The organism is Methylobacterium sp. Ger2507, from assembly GCF_055231875.1.
On record NZ_JBUYVC010000001.1, the window covers coordinates 2,219,985 to 2,236,088 of the forward strand.

The 16,104-nt window shown below is 68.0% G+C and carries 15 protein-coding genes; 9 read left to right on the plus strand and 6 right to left on the minus strand.

What is annotated here, in order from left to right; genetic code table 11:
• Window positions 1–38 precede the first annotated feature (38 nt).
• Together ACV7NL_RS10320 and ACV7NL_RS10325 are read right to left on the minus strand one after the other, a co-directional pair.
• Window positions 39–1,892 (minus strand): tetratricopeptide repeat protein, encoded by a 1,854-nt coding sequence (locus tag ACV7NL_RS10320; RefSeq protein WP_463357100.1) that lies wholly within the window; start codon window positions 1,890–1,892, stop codon window positions 39–41.
• A gap of 172 nt (window positions 1,893–2,064) precedes the next feature.
• Window positions 2,065–3,726, minus strand: a complete 1,662-nt coding sequence (locus ACV7NL_RS10325) for an electron transfer flavoprotein-ubiquinone oxidoreductase (protein ID WP_056189428.1) — start codon at window positions 3,724–3,726, stop codon at window positions 2,065–2,067.
• A 240-nt stretch (window positions 3,727–3,966) separates the two neighbouring features.
• On the opposite strand from ACV7NL_RS10325, the gene ACV7NL_RS10330 reads away from it, so the two are divergent.
• From ACV7NL_RS10330 to ACV7NL_RS10345, 4 genes are all read left to right on the plus strand, one after another.
• Complete coding sequence (locus tag ACV7NL_RS10330; protein ID WP_463355602.1) at window positions 3,967–4,884, plus strand: uracil-DNA glycosylase; 918 nt, start codon at window positions 3,967–3,969, stop codon at window positions 4,882–4,884.
• A 103-nt stretch (window positions 4,885–4,987) separates the two neighbouring features.
• The gene (gene ypfJ / locus ACV7NL_RS10335) at window positions 4,988–5,899 is read left to right on the plus strand and encodes a KPN_02809 family neutral zinc metallopeptidase (RefSeq protein ID WP_056479088.1); all 912 of its coding nucleotides are present in this window, start codon (window positions 4,988–4,990) and stop codon (window positions 5,897–5,899) included.
• An 85-nt stretch (window positions 5,900–5,984) separates the two neighbouring features.
• Window positions 5,985–6,542 (plus strand): molybdenum cofactor biosynthesis protein B, encoded by a 558-nt coding sequence (gene moaB, locus ACV7NL_RS10340; RefSeq protein WP_056189421.1) that lies wholly within the window; start codon window positions 5,985–5,987, stop codon window positions 6,540–6,542.
• 122 nt (window positions 6,543–6,664) lie between these two features.
• The gene (locus ACV7NL_RS10345; protein WP_056189418.1) at window positions 6,665–6,937 is read left to right on the plus strand and encodes a PilZ domain-containing protein; all 273 of its coding nucleotides are present in this window, start codon (window positions 6,665–6,667) and stop codon (window positions 6,935–6,937) included.
• 15 nt (window positions 6,938–6,952) lie between these two features.
• On the opposite strand, the gene ACV7NL_RS10350 is transcribed toward ACV7NL_RS10345, so the two are convergent.
• Window positions 6,953–7,474, minus strand: a complete 522-nt coding sequence (locus tag ACV7NL_RS10350; RefSeq protein ID WP_463355603.1) for a glycosyltransferase family protein — start codon at window positions 7,472–7,474, stop codon at window positions 6,953–6,955.
• 187 nt (window positions 7,475–7,661) lie between these two features.
• Between ACV7NL_RS10350 and ACV7NL_RS10355 the strand changes: the two genes are divergently transcribed.
• On the plus strand, window positions 7,662–8,786 hold the full coding sequence (locus ACV7NL_RS10355; RefSeq protein ID WP_463355604.1) for a PA0069 family radical SAM protein: 1,125 nt from the start codon (window positions 7,662–7,664) through the stop codon (window positions 8,784–8,786).
• Here the strand turns inward: ACV7NL_RS10355 and ACV7NL_RS10360 are convergent.
• From ACV7NL_RS10360 to ACV7NL_RS10370, 3 genes are all read right to left on the minus strand, one after another.
• Entirely contained in the window at window positions 8,752–9,396 is a 645-nt protein-coding gene (locus tag ACV7NL_RS10360; protein WP_247634897.1) for a ribonuclease HII, read from the minus strand. The genes ACV7NL_RS10355 and ACV7NL_RS10360 overlap by 35 nt on opposite strands.
• Window positions 9,397–9,466: 70 nt before the next feature.
• Window positions 9,467–10,546 (minus strand): glycosyltransferase family 4 protein, encoded by a 1,080-nt coding sequence (locus ACV7NL_RS10365; RefSeq protein ID WP_056189407.1) that lies wholly within the window; start codon window positions 10,544–10,546, stop codon window positions 9,467–9,469.
• Window positions 10,543–11,364 (minus strand): UDP-2,3-diacylglucosamine diphosphatase, encoded by an 822-nt coding sequence (locus ACV7NL_RS10370; protein ID WP_056479103.1) that lies wholly within the window; start codon window positions 11,362–11,364, stop codon window positions 10,543–10,545. Before ACV7NL_RS10370 ends, ACV7NL_RS10365 begins: the two co-directional genes overlap by 4 nt.
• 585 nt (window positions 11,365–11,949) lie before the next feature.
• Here ACV7NL_RS10370 and ACV7NL_RS10375 point away from each other — a divergent pair.
• The 4 genes from ACV7NL_RS10375 to fchA all read left to right on the plus strand — a co-directional run bounded on the left by ACV7NL_RS10375 (window position 11,950) and on the right by fchA (window position 15,973).
• Window positions 11,950–13,158: an aminotransferase class V-fold PLP-dependent enzyme gene (locus ACV7NL_RS10375; protein WP_056189401.1), complete on the plus strand. Its 1,209-nt coding sequence runs from the start codon at window positions 11,950–11,952 to the stop codon at window positions 13,156–13,158.
• A gap of 129 nt (window positions 13,159–13,287) precedes the next feature.
• Window positions 13,288–14,226 carry a D-2-hydroxyacid dehydrogenase gene (locus ACV7NL_RS10380; RefSeq protein ID WP_056479106.1) on the plus strand — a complete coding sequence of 313 codons (939 nt, stop codon included), beginning with the start codon at window positions 13,288–13,290 and terminating at the stop codon, window positions 14,224–14,226.
• A 239-nt stretch (window positions 14,227–14,465) separates the two neighbouring features.
• The gene (locus tag ACV7NL_RS10385) at window positions 14,466–15,326 is read left to right on the plus strand and encodes an NADP-dependent methylenetetrahydromethanopterin/methylenetetrahydrofolate dehydrogenase (protein WP_056189395.1); all 861 of its coding nucleotides are present in this window, start codon (window positions 14,466–14,468) and stop codon (window positions 15,324–15,326) included.
• A 5-nt stretch (window positions 15,327–15,331) separates the two neighbouring features.
• Window positions 15,332–15,973: a methenyltetrahydrofolate cyclohydrolase gene (fchA, locus tag ACV7NL_RS10390; protein WP_463355605.1), complete on the plus strand. Its 642-nt coding sequence runs from the start codon at window positions 15,332–15,334 to the stop codon at window positions 15,971–15,973.
• The last annotated feature ends 131 nt before the right edge of the window (window positions 15,974–16,104 follow it).

Here is a 16,104-nt window from a genome sequence, read left to right on the forward strand (position 1 = left end):
TCTGGCCTCGCAACCCGCGCCGCGTCAAGCGTCCCGTGTCAGCCGCCGCTCTTCTTGTCGGCAGCGCCCGGAGGCTCGCTCGGGGCCGGGGCGCCCTTCGGCAGTTCCGGGTTCACCTTGCCCTCGGGCGGGTTCTCGGCCGTGGCTGCCGGCTTCTCCAGCTCGGGCAGCCCGTCCTTGAGCTTGGCGTTGATCTTCTCGAGTTCGTCCGGCTCGGGGTTCAGGTCCTTGGCATGCTGCCACTGGAACTTGCCCTCCAGGCGGCGCCCGGCACGCCAATAGGCGTCGCCCAGGTGATCGTTGATGGTGGGATCGCCGGGCTTCAGCTCGATCGCCTTCTCCAGCTCGCGCACGGCATCGTCCCAACGGCCGAGGCGGAAATAGGCCCAGCCCAGGCTGTCGATGATCATGCCGTCGCGCGGAGCCGCATCGACGGCCTGCTTCAGCATCGTGAAGGCCTCGTCGATGTTCATGTTCTGGTCGACCCAGGAATAGGCCAGATAGTTCAGCACCTGCGCCCGGGCGCCGGGCTGGCTGGCCGGCACGAGTTCCAGCGCCTTCTTCAGGTCGGCCTCGGCCTTCGGCCATTGCTTGGCCCGCTCGTAGGCGGTGCCGCGGAAGTAGAAGGTCGTCCAGTAATTCGAGGCCGGGCGGTCGCCGATCAGCGCGATGGCGCGGCTGTAGGTCTCCGCGGCCTCCTCGTACTTCTTGCGCGAGCGCTGGACATTGCCGAGGGCCGTGATGACCTCGATGTCGTCCGGATGCGCCTTCATGGCGGCATCGAGGTGGGCGATGGCCTCCTCGCCCTTGCCCATCTGCTCGAGGTTCAGGCCGACCTGCACGTCGGCATTGAGGCGGAGCGGCGAAGTGGTGGGGATCTGCGCGTAGGCTTCGTTCGCCCGGTCGGTCTGCTTCATGCGGTCGAGAAGGTCGGCCAGGGTCAGGCGGGCCAGCGCGTGCTCCGGGGCGAGGTAGAGGGCGAGGCGCAGGTAGACCACCGCCGGCAGCTCGTCGCCCTGCGTCGAACCCGCCGAACCGAGCCCGTACAGCACCTCCCCGGCGCCCTCCTGCGCGGTGTTGACGAGGCGGGTAAGGGGCTTGCCCTCCTTCAGCTTGGTCAGGGCATCGCGCACGATCGGGTGGCGCGGCAGCAGCTTGTCGAACTCGGTATAGGCCTGGATCGCCAGATCGGTGCGGCCGGCCTGCGCCTCGAAGCGCGCATAGGCATCGACGATGCGCAGGGTGTTGCGGTCGGCATCGTAGGCGGCCTTAAGGCGGCGCTCGGCCTCGGCCTGATCCCCCACGAGGCTGGCGATCAGCCCGGCATGGAAGTCCCGGAAGGTGTTGTAGTAGCGCTCGCCCTTGAGCTTGTTGATGGTGTCCAGCGCGCGCTTGCCGTCATTGGCCCCGGCATAGGCCCAGGCGGTCAGCAGCGTGCCGGTCAGGTCGGCGGCGGCACCCCGGCCGCTACGGGCGAAGTTCTGGCGGGCCTGGGCGAACTGCCCGGCCTTGATCTGACGGACACCGAGGGCGAGCTGGGCGAGACCGTTCGAGCCGTCGCGGCTGGTCAGGCGTTCGGCCGCCCGGAACGCGTCCGGCAGGGACCCGTCGGCGAGCAGGGACACGAAGGCGCGCTCCAGCAGCTCGGCGTTGCGCGGGTCGGCCTTCACCGCCTCGCGGTAGTAGCTCGCGGCGGCGGCCGTGTCCTTGGAAGCGCCGGCGATGTAGGCCGAGAGGAAGTTGCCTTCGAGCGATTCGGCGGGCTCGTACTCGGAGATCGGCGCGGATTCGCGCGGTTGGGCCGCGTAGGCGGCGGGCGAGACCGCGAGGCCGATCGCGAGAGCCGAGAGAACCCGGCGACCCGTCCGGGTGGTTTTGGCGTTTCCGTTCATGGGCACCGATCACGGCTCCTGCGCACCGGCCGCGTCGGCGGCCGGGCTCGATTGCGGCGGGACACTGGACTCTTCGCGCCATCCTAGCAAGGCAGCAGGATGGCGCGCGGCGGGATCGGGCCCCGCCGCGCGAAGCCGTGATCGGGTGGGTTTCCGCAGGGCGGACGCGCGATCACATGTTCGGATAGTTCGGTCCGCCCGGTCCCTCCGGCGTCTCCCAATTGATGTTCTGGTTGGGATCCTTGATGTCGCACGTCTTGCAGTGGACGCAGTTCTGAGCGTTGATCTGGTAGCGGACGCCGTCGCTGGCTCCCGCATCCGCGACCCATTCGTAGACGCCGGCCGGGCAATAGCGCGCCGACGGACCGCCATAGACGTCGTGCTCCGACGCCTTCTGCAATTCGAGGTTGCGCACCTTGAGGTGGGCCGGCTGGTCCTCCTCGTGGTTGGTGTTCGACAGGTAGACCGAAGACAGGCGGTCGAAGGTCAGCTTGCCGTCGGGCTTCGGGTAGACGATCGGTTTGACCTCGCTGAGCGGCTTCAGCGTGGCGTGATCCGGCTTGCCGTGCTTGAGCGTCCCGAAGGGCGAGGCATCCAGGATGGTGTTCGACCACATGTCGAGACCGCCGAGGCCGACGCCGATCAGGGTGCCGTATTTCGACCAGAGCGGCTTGACGTTGCGCACGCGCTTCAGGTCCTGGCCGATGGCGCTGTCGCGCCAGCCGTGCTCGTAGGTGCTGAGCTCGTCGCCCTGGCGCCCGGATTCCAGCGCTTGGGCCAGAGCTTCGGCCGCCTGCATGCCGGACAGGACCGCGTTGTGCGAGCCCTTGATGCGCGGCACGTTGACGAAGCCGGCGGAGTCGCCGACGAGGCAGCCGCCCGGGAAGACGAGCTTCGGCACCGATTGCCAGCCGCCCTCCATGATGGCGCGGGCGCCGTAGCCGATGCGCTTGGCCCCCTCGAAGGTCTCGCGGATCATCGGGTGGGTCTTGAAGCGCTGGAACTCGTCGAACGGCGACAGGGTCGGGTTCTCGTAGTTCAGGTGCGTGACGAAGCCGACCGAGAGCAGGCCGTCGTCGAAATGATAGAGCCAGGAGCCGCCGCCGGCCTTGTTCGGCAGGGGCCACCCCATGGTGTGCTGGACGAGGCCGGACTGGAACCTGTCGGGCGCCAGCTGCCACAGTTCCTTGACGCCCAGACCGTATTTCTGGTGGTCGCTGTGGGCGTTCAGCTTGAAGCGGTCGATGACGGTCTTGGTCAGGGAGCCGCGGGCCCCCTCGCCGAAGACCGTGTATTTGGCCCGCAATTCCATGCCGCGGGTATAGTCGTCGCGCGGTTCGCCGGACTTGCCGATGCCGAGGTCGCCGGTGGCGACACCCACCACGATTCCGGAATCGTCGTACAGAACCTCGGAGGCGGGAAAGCCCGGGTAGATCTCGACGCCGAGTTCCTCGGCCTTGGCACCGAGATACTTCGTCACGTTGGACAGCGACCCGACGAAGTTGCCGTGGTTCGACATCAGCTTGGGGAAGAACAGGTTCGGCATGGTGACGCCGCTGTTCTTGGTCAGGAACATGAACTCGTCACGCTCCACGGCCGTCTTCAGCGGGCGCGCGTCATCCGTGCGCCAGTCGGGCAGCAGGCTGTCGAGCCCGGAGGGATCGATCACCGCGCCCGACAGGATATGGGCGCCGACCTCGGACCCCTTCTCCACCACCACGATGCTGGCATCGGCGGAAAGCTGCTTGAGGCGGATGGCGGTCGCGAGTCCGGCCGGGCCGGCTCCCACGATCACCACGTCGAACTCCATCGCCTCGCGTTCGGGCAGCGCCATCCGTCATCCTCCTGTGAGGCCCTGCTGTACCGCCGGGCCTTCGTATTGCGTCTCGCACGTCCGACCGTAGGACCGGACGCTCACGTGTCTGGCGATCACTCTCAACCCATTCCAACCTGAGAACGCAAGCGCCGCAAAGGTCCAGAGGGCGCCCGGTGACGATGTCGCGCGGGGCAAATGCCGGTGCGCAGCGTCGCATGCGCGGTTGTCCACAGCCGCGTGAGGCGCCACATCGGACGGATGAGCCAGAGCGACGACCGACAGCGGGATCTCATCGCCAGCCTCGATTTCCATGTCGAGGCCGGACTCGACCTGTTCCTCGACGAGGCACCCCACGACCGCTTCTCGGAAGCGGAGGCGCCCGAGCCGGTGCCGGCGGCGCCCGAGCTGATGCCGGCAGCGCCCGCGCGGCTCGCCCCGGCGCGCGACGGTCCGGCCCCGCAGCGCCCCCCGTTGCGCGGTGCCGACATGGTCCTGGCGGACCTGCCCGAGCGCGGTGCGGCCCCGCCTCCGCCGGCCCGGACCTTCGGCCAGTCGGCCTCGGCCAAGCCCGGAGAGGCGGCCGGCGATGCCCGGGCGCGGGCTCGCGAGGTGCAGACCCTGGAGGAACTGGAAGCGCTGCTCGCCGGCTTCGACGGCTGTCCCCTCAAGTTCACCGCCAAAAACCTCGTCTTCGCCGACGGCAATCCGGCGGCCAAGCTGATGTTCATCGGCGAGGCGCCGGGCGCCGACGAGGATCGCGTCGGCAAGCCGTTCATGGGCCGCTCGGGCAAGCTCCTCGACCGGATGATGGCCGCCATCGGCCTCGACCGGACGGCGGCCTACGTCACCAACATCGTGCCGTGGCGCCCGCCGGGCAATCGCAACCCGACCCCGCAGGAAGTCGCGATCTGCCGGCCGTTCATCGAGCGGCAGATCGAACTGGCCGATCCCGACCTGATCGTGTGCCTGGGAAGCCCGGCGACCCAGACCATCACGGGCACCAAGGACGGCATCCTCAAGGCGCGGGGCCGGTTCTATCCCTACCGGGTCGGGACGCGCGAGATCCGCGCGCTGGCGACCCTGCATCCGGCCTATCTGCTGCGGCAGCCCCTGCAGAAGCGCCTCGCCTGGCGGGACTTCCGCACCCTGCGGGCCGCCCTCGACGGCAAGGCCTGAGCCCGCTACGGCGTCTGCACAAGCGGAACCGTATTTGCGGGCCGCGACTTAACTCACGCGGTCGTGTTCCTTGCCGCGCGTCCGAACAGGGTGTCACGAGATCATGCGCTGGGAAGATTTCCGTTCTTCGGACAACGTCGAGGACCGGCGCGGTGAAGGTGGCGGCGGTGGTGGATTCGGATTCCCCGGCGGTGGTGCAGGCGGCCTCGGCATCGGCGCCATCGTGATCCTGACCCTCATCGGATGGGTTACGGGCATCAACCCCGCGATCCTGATCGGCGGGGCCGAGCAGATGTCGGGCGGCGGGCGTCCGCGCCAGGAGCAGGTCGATCCGCAGACCCAGGCCCAGCGCAAGACCAAGCCCACGGATGAGAGCGGCCGTTTCGCCGCGGCGATCCTCGGCAACACCGAGGATGTGTGGAAAGAGATCATGCCGAACCAGACGGGACGCCAGTACCGGCCGACCGCGATGGTGCTCTATACCGGGGGCACCCGCAGCGGCTGCGGTTCGGCCCAAGCCGCCATGGGTCCGTTCTACTGCCCGCTCGACAAGAAGGTCTATCTCGACACCTCCTTCTTCAAGGAGATGGAGCAGAAGTTCGGTGTAAAGGGCGACTTCGCCTACGCCTACGTCATCGCCCACGAGGTCGGTCACCACGTCCAGGACGAACTCGGCATCCTCGGCAAGGTCCAGAGCCGCCAGCAGAGCGCATCGAGCAAGACCGAGGCGAATCAGCTTTCCGTGCGCGTCGAGCTGATGGCCGACTGCCTTGCCGGCGTCTGGGCCAAGAACTCGAACGACAAGTACAATGCCCTGGAGCCGGGCGACATCGAGGAGGCCATGCGGGCCGCGAGCGCTATCGGCGACGACAAGCTGCAGAAGCAGTCGCAGGGCTATGCGGTGCCGGACTCGTTCACCCACGGCTCGTCCGAGCAGCGGATGCGCTGGTTCATGACCGGCTATCGCAGCGGCCAGACCAAGTCCTGCGACACGTTTCGCGCGGCGCGTAACTGAGCCGCGTCCACCACGCTGTCGGGAGGAAGGCGGTTCGGCTAGACTCGTGGCCGTTCCACACCCATCCGATTGAAGGCACATCACGATGGTCGCATCGGACAAGACCCGCAGCTTCATCCCGCTGACCATCGCGGTCCTGACCGTGTCCGACACCCGCGTCGCCGAGGATGACCGCTCCGGCGACACCCTCGTCGAGCGTCTCAAGGCGGCGGGTCACGAATTGGCGGCCCGGGCCATCGTGCCGGACGAAGTCGAGGCGATCCGGAACCAGGTCGAGTCCTGGTGCCGCGACCCTGCGGTGGACGTGGTCATCACCACCGGCGGGACCGGCTTCACCGGTCGCGATGTGACTCCGGAGGCGATCGAGCCACTGTTCGAGAAGCGCATGGACGGCTTCTCGGCCGTGTTCCACCGCATCTCCTACGACAAGATCGGGACCTCGACGCTGCAATCGCGCGCCACTGCCGGCGTCGCCAAGGCCACCTACATCTTCGTGCTGCCGGGCTCGCCGGGCGCCTGCCGCGATGCCTGGGACGGAATCCTCGCCGCCCAGCTCGATTACCGGCACCGCCCCTGCAACTTCGTCGAGATCATGCCGCGCCTCGACGAGCATCTGCGTCGCGGCGCGTCGATCACGGTCTAGCCGATCGTCCGGCTTCCGACGGGCTGGTGTATTTCGGCTTTCGAACGCGTCGTTAACCGTACCGCAAGCGCCGCGCCGTTTCATGCGGAAGCATCGTCACCGTTCGGTTCTGCAGGGACATCATGGTCGCAAAGCACGCGTCGAACCTGGATCAGTTTCGCAGCCGCCGAAAATTCGAGCGGGTAGAGATGGCCGAGCAGGCGACGGCTGTCTTCGATGACGGAACCCGTCTCACCTGTTTGATCCACGACATGTCGAATGGCGCCGACGCGCGAATCGGGATGCGCATCGAACTGTTCGACTGTCCCGCCTCCGGCGTGCCGAAAAGCTTTCTGGTAATCATGAAATCCGGACGGGTGATCCGCTACACGCCGGGCTGGAACGAGCGCCTTTAGGCGCCCTCGCTCACCTCATGATCGCTCGAGACGGGCCGGAACCCGGCGGACCTTGAGCCGCCGCGCGAATTTCGGCCCCGACAGCAGCCGGTCCCGGCGTACGAGATCGCCCGGTCGCGGCGCGGTCACGCCGATGACGCTCTCGCCCCGCGCGGCGAGCCGGGACGGCAGGCTGGTATGCGGACGGCGCAGGCGCGCCAGGGACACCTCCGGTCGGGCAGTGCCGATGAAGCGGTCGAGCAGGCGGATCCAGCCCTCCGCCGGGACATCGCCGGCTTCGAGGCAGAGCACCCAGTCCCGCCGCGCCGCTCTGGCGCCGGCCGACCACGGCGACGCGCCGCGTCCGCGCAGGACCACCTTGGCGCCCGTCGCCTCCGCGACCGTCTCGATCGCCGGGTTCGCACCGGCCACGATGATCACCGCATCGCCGACGAGCCCCGCCGCCACACCCGCCACCAGAGCGCCGAGGGTGTCGGCCAGCAGATCGATCGCTTCCGGGTCGTTGGGCCGCGTGACGGAGATCAGTGCCGAAATCATGCGCGCGCATACCGCATTTTTGCGTGAGGCCAAATTTCCACGTCTCTGATGGCCCATCTCACACTACGGAGGCGCGTGCAGGGGGGGGGAATGCTGGCCTCGGACCAGACGGCCTCGCGACTTCTGCTGGGACGCGCCTGTTCGTTCGTGTTATGTTCTCGTCCGGGCAACGGGAATGCTGGAGCGGATGCGGAACACGCGAACGGCCGATCTCACGGTGACGGAGAGCGCGCCCCGGCGCCTTGCCGAGACCACGCCCCTGCCGTCGGGCCGCCGCGGCCGGGGCGCCACGGCCAATCCGGGCAGCCGCTTCGAGCCGACGGGGCAGGAGGCCTTCGCGGATGGCTGGCCGGATCGCGATGCACCGGCGCCTTTGCGCACCGAGGTCCTGCCGGAGCAGGCGCGCACCCTGATCACCCGCAACACCTCGCCCGATATCTCGTTCGATCGCTCGATCAACCCCTATCGGGGCTGCGAGCACGGCTGCGTCTACTGCTTCGCCCGTCCGAACCACGCCTATGTCGGGCTCTCGCCCGGCCTCGATTTCGAGACCAAGCTGTTTCACAAGGCGAATGCGGCCGTCCTGCTGGAGCGGGAGCTGTCGGCTGCAAACTATCGCCCGGCCACCATCGCCCTCGGGACCGCCACCGATCCCTATCAGCCGATCGAGCGCGAGCATCGCCTGACCCGCTCGGTGCTCGAAATCCTGGCCCGTTTCCGCCACCCGGTCGGCATCGTCACGAAGTCGAACCTCGTCCTGCGCGACATCGACCTCCTGGCCGAGATGGCGCGGGACGGGCTCGTGAAGGTCGCGGTGTCGGTCACCACCCTGGATCCGGAGCTGGCGCGCCGCCTGGAACCGCGCGCCCCGCATCCGGAGAAGCGCCTGGAAGCGATCGGCCGGCTGAGCGAAGCCGGCATTCCCGTGATGGTGATTGCGGCACCGATCATCCCGTCGCTGAACGATCACGAGGTCGAGGCGATCCTGACCCGGGCGCGCGCCCTCGGGGCCATCGAGGCGAGCCATGTCCTGCTGCGGCTGCCCCTCGAACTCGATGCCCTGGTCGACGACTGGTTCGCCGAGCATTACCCGGGGCGGCGCCGGCACGTGATGTCGCTCGTCCGGCAGGCCCGGGGCGGCAAGGCCTACGACGCCGCCTTCGGCACCCGCATGACCGGCACCGGCGCCTATGCCGACCTGATCCGCGACCGCATGCGCCTCGCCCGCCAGCGTCTCGGTTATCCCGAAGAGCGCCGCCGCCTGCGCACCGACCTGTTCAGGGTGCCGACCGACCAGCTGTCCCTGTTCTGAGATCGTAGGCACGGGTGAAGCTGAGGCGGTGATGCGGCGAGCGGCCGACAGCCGCCAGCCCCGCCAGGTGCGTGCGGGTGCCGTAGCCGACATTGCTGGCCCAGCCGTAATCCGGATAGCGCCCGGCGAGGCGCCGCATCAGCGCATCGCGCAGGGTCTTGGCGACGATCGAGGCGGCGGCGATCTGCGGCACGAGCCGGTCGCCTCCAACGACGGCGCGGCAGGGCAAGGCGCGGCAGGGCAAGGCGAGGCCCGGAACCGGGTCGCGGCCGTCGACCCAGACCGGCGCATCGAGTTGCAGGGCCAGGACGGCCCGCCGCATGGCGTCGAGGGTGGCGCCGCGGACATTGATGCGATCCACGAGGGCGCGGGAGCCCGCGGCCACGGCGACGCGGGCATGGCGGCGGATCAGCGGCGTCAACGCCTCCCGTTCGGCCGCCTTCAGGCGCTTGCTGTCGTCGAGGCGTGCCAGGAGGTCGGGGGGGAGGGCGTCGGGCCGAAACCACACGGCCGCGACCACGACGGGGCCGCACAAGGCCCCGCGCCCCACCTCGTCGCATCCGATCACGGCTGGATAGGTCGCCGCCAGAAGCGGGTCGAACGGCGGCATCGCGGCAAGATCCGTGCACAGGGGGCCTGTTGGCCCGTCCCTAGCCCGGCCACGGCAACCCGTCCACGCCTCAACCGAGATGGATCGCCGCTTCCGCCTGAGTTTCCAGGGCTGGCCGGCGCGCCGGTACGGTGCCGTGCGCGACGGCGATGTTGTCGTAGAACTGGCGCGCGCTCTCCGCCCACGTATAGCGCAGGGCCTCCGCGCGGCACCGCGCCCGCGGCAGGTCCAGGGCCGCCATAGCCGCTGCCCGCAGATCGTGGTCGAGGATGCCGGCGCCGGAACCGCCGATGACGTCGAGGGGCCCCGTCACCGGATAGGCGGCCACCGGCACCCCGCAGGCCAGGGCTTCGAGGAGCACGATGCCGAAGGTGTCGGTCAGGCTCGGGAAGACGAAGACGTCGGCGCCGGCATAGAGGGCGGCGAGGTCGGCGCCGGTCCGGGTCCCGAGGAAGCGCGCGCCCGGATCGATGGCGGCGAGGCGCGCCCGATCCGGACCGTCCCCGATCACGACCTTGGTGCCGGGCAGGTCGAGGCGCAGGAAGGCCTCCAGGTTCTTCTCGACCGCGAGGCGACCGACCGAGAGGAAGATCGGTCGGGGCAGCCCGGCGAGATCGGCCGGTTCCGGCGCATTCGTCGGCCGGGGCTGGAACAGGTCGGTGTCGACGCCGCGCGTCCAGCGCATCAGCTTGGTGAAGCCGCGCGCGTCGAGGTCGCGTTCCAGGGAGGGGGTCGACACCATCGTGCCGTTCGAGGCTCCGTGGAACCGGCGCAGCCAGGCGTAGCTCCAGGCCTCCGGCACGGGCGCGCGCGCGGAGAGGTATTCGGGGAAGCGGGTGTGATAGCTCGTGGTGAACGGCCGGCAATGGGCGAGGCAGTAGCGGCGGGTGGCGTAGCCGACCGTGCCCTCGGTCGAGATATGCACATGGGTCGGGCGCAGATCGTCCCACAGCCGCGCGACGTGGCGCTTGGTGGCGTAGGCCAGCCGGATCTCCCGATATCCGGGCAGCGGCACGGAGGCGAAGTCCTGATGCGTCAGGAACACGGTCTCGAAGCCGAAAGCCGCGCCGGCCGCCGCCATGTTCTCCAGGGAGCGGACGACGCCGTTGACCTGCGGGTGCCAGGCATCCGTGGCGATGAGGAGTCTCACGCGACGGCCCGGGCTCCGTCGGGGCGGGGATGCCCGACCAGATCGGCGCGGGCGGCGCGGGCGCGCAGCAGGCTCGGGTAGTGCAGCACCTCCATGGTGCCGTCGTAATGCTCGACGATGGCGGTGCAGGATTCGACCCAGTCGCCGGTGTTCAGGTAGGTCAGCCCGTTGATCTGGCGGTTGGCGGCGTGATGGATGTGGCCGCAGATGACCCCGTCAGCCCCAACGCGCCGGGCTTCGGCGCTCAGCAATTCCTCGAACTTGCCGATGAAGTTGACCGCATTCTTCACCTTGAGCTTGGCCCAGGCCGAGAGCGACCAGTAGGCGAGTCCGAGGCGCCGGCGCGCGGTGTTGACGTAGGTGTTGATGAACAGCGCGAAGGTGTAGGCGCCGTCGCCCAGGAAGGCGAGCCACTTGGCGTGGCGCACCACCATGTCGAACTGGTCGCCGTGGATGACGAGGTAGCGCTTGCCGTCGGCGGCCACATGCAGGCGCTGGTCGGCGACCTCGATGCCCCCGAAGGTCATGCCGATGTAGTCGCGCAGGAATTCGTCGTGGTTGCCCGGCACGTAGACCAGGGTGGAGCCCTTGCGCACCTTGCGCATCAGCTTCTGCACCACGTCGTTGTGGCTCTGGGGCCAGTACCAGCCCGACTTGAGCTGCCAGCCGTCGACGATGTCCCCAACAAGATAGATCTCGTCCGCATCGTAATCGCGCAGGAATTCGAGCAACAGATCGGCCTGACAGCCCTTGGTGCCGAGATGCATGTCCGACAGAAACAAGGTCCGGACGCGGGTCGTCTCGGTATCTTCGCCCACGCTCGCCTCCGGGACAGCCTCAGATGTGGCGAGCCAAACCGGATTCCCGTATCAGTTTGATGACGCCGACCCGTGCGTCGGCGAGGGTACCGCAACGCGACGTAAGCCCTTCTTCCACGAAAAAAATTTTGATTTGGAAGTAAGTATTTCGGGTTTTCCTTTCCCCGCGAAGGCGGGCATAGTCCTCCGCAAGGTGCCCCACCGGGCGGCGTTCGAAAACGCATGGCCGGAGCCCATCGAGGCAAATCAAGGGTGCCGTTCCCGGGGACGACGACGCTGAAACGGCCCAGCGGCGCGCGCGTATCCAGCGTGCGACCCGGCCCATGGAGAAGAGGCGTGAGGCATTCGGTGGCGCGTGGGACGGAGGATGTCGGAGGTCGAACTCCGGCCGGCTCATCCGTCCGCACGGCGCACGACCGGGTCCCGAACGTCGGCGGGCTCGTCCCACAATCCGGCACATCGGCGGCCGCGTCGGCCTAGTCCCGGACGTCTTGGGACAGAGCCGCGCGGTTCGTTCAAACCATCCAGAACCTTGCATGCCGCAGGTGAACACCTGCGGAGACGAAGAGAAAGCGGAGAAACATCATGGCGGCAACGCGACGTCCCGGCCGGAACCACCTGTTCGTCCCGGGCCCGACGAACATCCCGGATCGCGTGATGCGCGCGATGATGGTGCAGTCCGAGGATCACCGTTCGGTGGACTTCCCCTCGCTGACCAAGCCGCTCTTCCAGGACACGAAGGCCGTCTACGGTTCGACCGAGGGCACCATCTTCCTGTTCCCGGCCTCCGGCACCGGCATCTGGGAATCCGCCCTGTCGAACACCCTGTCGCGCGGCGACAAGGTCCTGGCCGCCCGCTTCGGCCAGTTCAGCCACCTCTGGATCGACATGGCCCAGCGCCTCGGCCTGGAAGTCATCGTCCAGGACGAGGAGTGGGGCACGGGTGCGAGCCCGGAGCGGATCGGCGAGGCCCTGCGCGCCGACAAGAACCACGAGATCAAGGCCGTCATGGTCGTCCATAACGAGACGGCAACCGGCGTCACCAGCGATATCGGCGCCGTGCGCAAGGCGATCGACGCCGCCGGCCACCCGGCCCTGCTGTTCGTCGACGGCGTGTCCTCGATCGGCTCGCTCCCCTTCAAGATGGACGAGTGGAAGGTCGATTGCGCCATCGCCGGCTCGCAGAAGGGCCTGATGCTCCCCGCCGGCCTCGGTGTGATCTGCGTCAGCCAGAAGGCGCTCAAGGCCGCCGACACCTCGTCGGGCCAGAACGACCGCCTCGCGCACGTGTACTTCGACTGGGCCGACCACCAGAAGCAGAACCCGTCGGGCTACTTCCCCTACACCCCGTCGCTGCCGCTGCTCTACGGCCTGCGCGAGGCCCTGGCCTGCCTCAACGAGGAAGGCCTGGAGAACGTCTATCACCGCCACCACGTGCTCGGTGAGGCGACCCGCCAGGCCGTGGCGGCCTGGGGCCTGAAAACCTGCGCCAAGGAGCCCAAGTGGAACTCCGACACGGTCACCGCCATCCTGGTGCCGGAGGGCGTCGACGCCGCCGCGATCATCAAGCACGCCTACGTGCGCTACAACCTGGCGCTCGGCGCCGGTCTGAGCCAGGTGGCCGGCAAGGTGTTCCGCATCGGCCACGTCGGTGACATGAACGAGCTGTCGCTGCTGGGTGCCATCGCGGGTGCCGAGATGTCGATGCTCGACCATGGCATGAAGGTCCAGCCCGGCTCCGGCGTCGCCGCCGCGTCGAGCTACCTGCGCGAGAACCCGCTCCACAAGGCCTGAGCTTCTCGAAGCCCGACACGTGACCGGGATGGGTTCGCCCATCCCGGTCACACCCGCGACCCTATCGGTGACGTGCCCAAGCGGTGACGCGCCCTATCCGAGACTTGGCCGGATCGGCCAGAGGATTCCATGACGAAGAAGATCGTGTTCCTCGACCGCGAGTCCCTGGACGCCAAGGTCCGTGAATTCAACTTCCCGCACGAGTACGTCGAGTACGAGTCGACCTGGACGCCGGAAGAGATCGTCGAGCGCCTGAAGGGCGCCGAGATCGCCCTGATCAACAAGGTCCCGATGCGGGCCGACACCCTGAAGCAGCTTCCCGACCTCAAGCTGATCGCAGTCGCCGCCACCGGAACCGACGTGGTCGACAAGGAGGCCGCCAAGGCCCAGGGCATCACCGTCGTCAACATCCGCGGCTATGCCTTCAACACCGTGCCCGAGCACGTCATCGGCCTGATGTTCGCGCTGCGCCGGGCCATCGTGCCCTATGCCAACTCGGTGCGCCGGGGCGATTGGGCGAAATCGACCCAGTTCTGCTACTTCGACTACCCGATCCACGACATCGCCGGCTCGACGCTGGGCATTGTCGGCTACGGCGCTCTCGGCAAGTCCATCGCCAAGCGGGCGGAAGCCCTCGGCATGACGGTCATCGCCTACGACGTGTTCCCCCAGGAGGGCCTCGTCGATTTCGAGACGATCCTGCGCGAGTCCGACGTCATTACGCTGCACGCGCCGCTGACGCCCGAGACCCGCAACATGATCGGGCGCGAACAGCTCGCGAAGATGAAGAAGCATGCGCTTCTCATCAACACCGCGCGCGGCGGCCTCGTGGACGAAGAGGCTCTGGCTGAGGCCCTGAAGGCGGGCACCATCGGCGGCGCCGGCTTCGACGTGGTGATGACCGAGCCGCCGAAGAACGGCAACATCCTGTGCGAGCTCGACCTGCCCAACCTCATCGTCACGCCGCACGTGGCCTGGGCCAGCAAGGAAGCCATGCAGATCCTCGCCGACCAGCTCGTCGACAATGTCGAGGCTTTCGTGGCGGGCAAGCCGCAGAACGTGGTCTAACCTGACCTCGACGTGGTCGAGGACCGAACTGCGCATCCATAAGAACCGGTCGTCATTCCGGGGCCGCGAAGTGGAACCCGGAATCCCAGAACACACGTGGTATTCCAGTCGGTGACCTCGGCGACTCTGCATTCCTGGCTCGACATCGGCGCCCTGGATTGACAGGGCGGGTCGTGCCGCCGAACAGACCTACCAACACGAACGCCAGCCGCGCCGAGACGCGGGCGAGAGGACGCCAAATGAAGAAGCTTCTGTTCCAATTCGATACCGACGCCGTTCCGAGCGTGTTCGACGTGGTGGTGGGCTACGATGGCGGCGCCGACCACATCACCGGCTACGGCAACGTCACCCCGGATAATGTCGGCGCCCTGGTCGACGGCACGATCTACACCCGCGGCGGCTCCGAGAAGAAGTCGACGGCGATCTTCGTCGGCGGCGGCAGCATGGCGGCCGGCGAGGCCGTGTTCGAGGCGGTGAAGAAGCGCTTCTTCGGCCCCTTCCGCGTGTCGATCATGCTCGATTCCAACGGCTCCAACACCACCGCCGCAGCCGGCGTCGCGCTGGTCCAGAAGGCCGCCGGTTCGCTCCAGGGCAAGAAGGCCGTCGTGCTCGCCGGCACCGGCCCGGTCGGCATGCGCTCGGCCGCGCTCCTCGCCCAGGAAGGCGCCGAGGTCATCCTGTGCGGTCGGTCGCTCGACAAGGCTCAGGCCGCCGCCGACCAGATCAACACCCGCTTCAAGGTGAGCATCAAGGCCGCCGAGACGCCCGACGCCGCCTCGCGCGCCCAGATCGTCAAGGGCCAGAACCTCGTGTTCTCCGCCGGCGCCATCGGCCTCGAGCTGCTGCCCGAGGATGCCTGGAAGGACGAGGCCAGCATCGAGTTCGTGGCCGATTACAACGCTCAGCCACCCCTCGGCTTCGGCGGCATCGAGGCCATGGACAAGGGCAAGGACCGGCACGGCAAGAAGGTGTTCGGCGCCCTCGGCATCGGCGGCCTGAAGCTCAAGCTGCACCGCGCCTGCGTCGGCCAGCTCTTCGACAACACCGAGCAGGTGCTGGACGCCGAGGCGATCTACGCCCTCGCCAAGAAGATGGCCTGATCGCCATGGCCGAGAAGGAAAATCCCGCGCACGAGACGATCCAGACCTTCCTGGACGGTCTCGCGAGTTCGGCGCCCACCCCCGGCGGGGGTGGTGCCGCCGCCATCTCGGGCGCCATGGGCGCCGCCCTCCTCAGCATGGTGTGCAACCTCACCATCGGGAAGAAGAAGTACGTCGAGGTCGAGGGTGAGCTGAAGGAGATCCTCGGCAAGTCCGAGGCCCTGCGCGCCGAACTCACCGGCATGATCGCCGACGATGTCGCTGCCTTCGACGCGGTGATGGGCGCCTACGGTCTTCCCAAGACCACCGACGAAGAAAAGGCCGCGCGGGCGGACACGATCCAGGCCGCCCTCAAGGTCGCCACCGACGTGCCGCTCGAATGCTGCCGCGCCTGTCGCAAGGTCATCGACCTCGCCGAGATCGTGGCCGACAAGGGCAACCTGAACGTCATCTCGGATGCCGGCGTGGCGGTGCTCTCCGCCCATGCGGGCCTGCGCAGTGCCGCCCTCAACGTCTACGTCAACGCCAAGGGCCTCGACGACCGGGCCTTCGCCGACGAGCGCCTGCGCGAGCTGGAAACCCTGATGGGCTCGGCTGGTCCGCTGAACGAGTCCATCTACGAGATCGTCAAGGCCAAGGTGAACTGACGCCTCAGGTCAACTGGGCCGGTTAAACCCCCAGGCTAAGCCGCGAGGCATCGGGCCAAGACAAACCGGACGATCGGCGATATCAAGAGCTGCTCCCGACGCCATCGGGGCAGCTCTTGTGCAAACTGAAT

Coding starts and splice junctions, on each gene's coding strand:
- ACV7NL_RS10320 (WP_463357100.1), bottom strand. CDS start 1,892: ATGAACGGAAACGCCAAAACCACCCGGACGGGTCGCCGGGTTCTCTCG.
- ACV7NL_RS10325 (WP_056189428.1), bottom strand. CDS start 3,726: ATGGCGCTGCCCGAACGCGAGGCGATGGAGTTCGACGTGGTGATCGTG.
- ACV7NL_RS10330 (WP_463355602.1), top strand. CDS start 3,967: ATGAGCCAGAGCGACGACCGACAGCGGGATCTCATCGCCAGCCTCGAT.
- ypfJ (WP_056479088.1), top strand. CDS start 4,988: ATGCGCTGGGAAGATTTCCGTTCTTCGGACAACGTCGAGGACCGGCGC.
- moaB (WP_056189421.1), top strand. CDS start 5,985: ATGGTCGCATCGGACAAGACCCGCAGCTTCATCCCGCTGACCATCGCG.
- ACV7NL_RS10345 (WP_056189418.1), top strand. CDS start 6,665: ATGGTCGCAAAGCACGCGTCGAACCTGGATCAGTTTCGCAGCCGCCGA.
- ACV7NL_RS10350 (WP_463355603.1), bottom strand. CDS start 7,474: ATGATTTCGGCACTGATCTCCGTCACGCGGCCCAACGACCCGGAAGCG.
- ACV7NL_RS10355 (WP_463355604.1), top strand. CDS start 7,662: ATGCGGAACACGCGAACGGCCGATCTCACGGTGACGGAGAGCGCGCCC.
- ACV7NL_RS10360 (WP_247634897.1), bottom strand. CDS start 9,396: ATGCCGCCGTTCGACCCGCTTCTGGCGGCGACCTATCCAGCCGTGATC.
- ACV7NL_RS10375 (WP_056189401.1), top strand. CDS start 11,950: ATGGCGGCAACGCGACGTCCCGGCCGGAACCACCTGTTCGTCCCGGGC.
- ACV7NL_RS10380 (WP_056479106.1), top strand. CDS start 13,288: ATGACGAAGAAGATCGTGTTCCTCGACCGCGAGTCCCTGGACGCCAAG.
- ACV7NL_RS10385 (WP_056189395.1), top strand. CDS start 14,466: ATGAAGAAGCTTCTGTTCCAATTCGATACCGACGCCGTTCCGAGCGTG.
- fchA (WP_463355605.1), top strand. CDS start 15,332: ATGGCCGAGAAGGAAAATCCCGCGCACGAGACGATCCAGACCTTCCTG.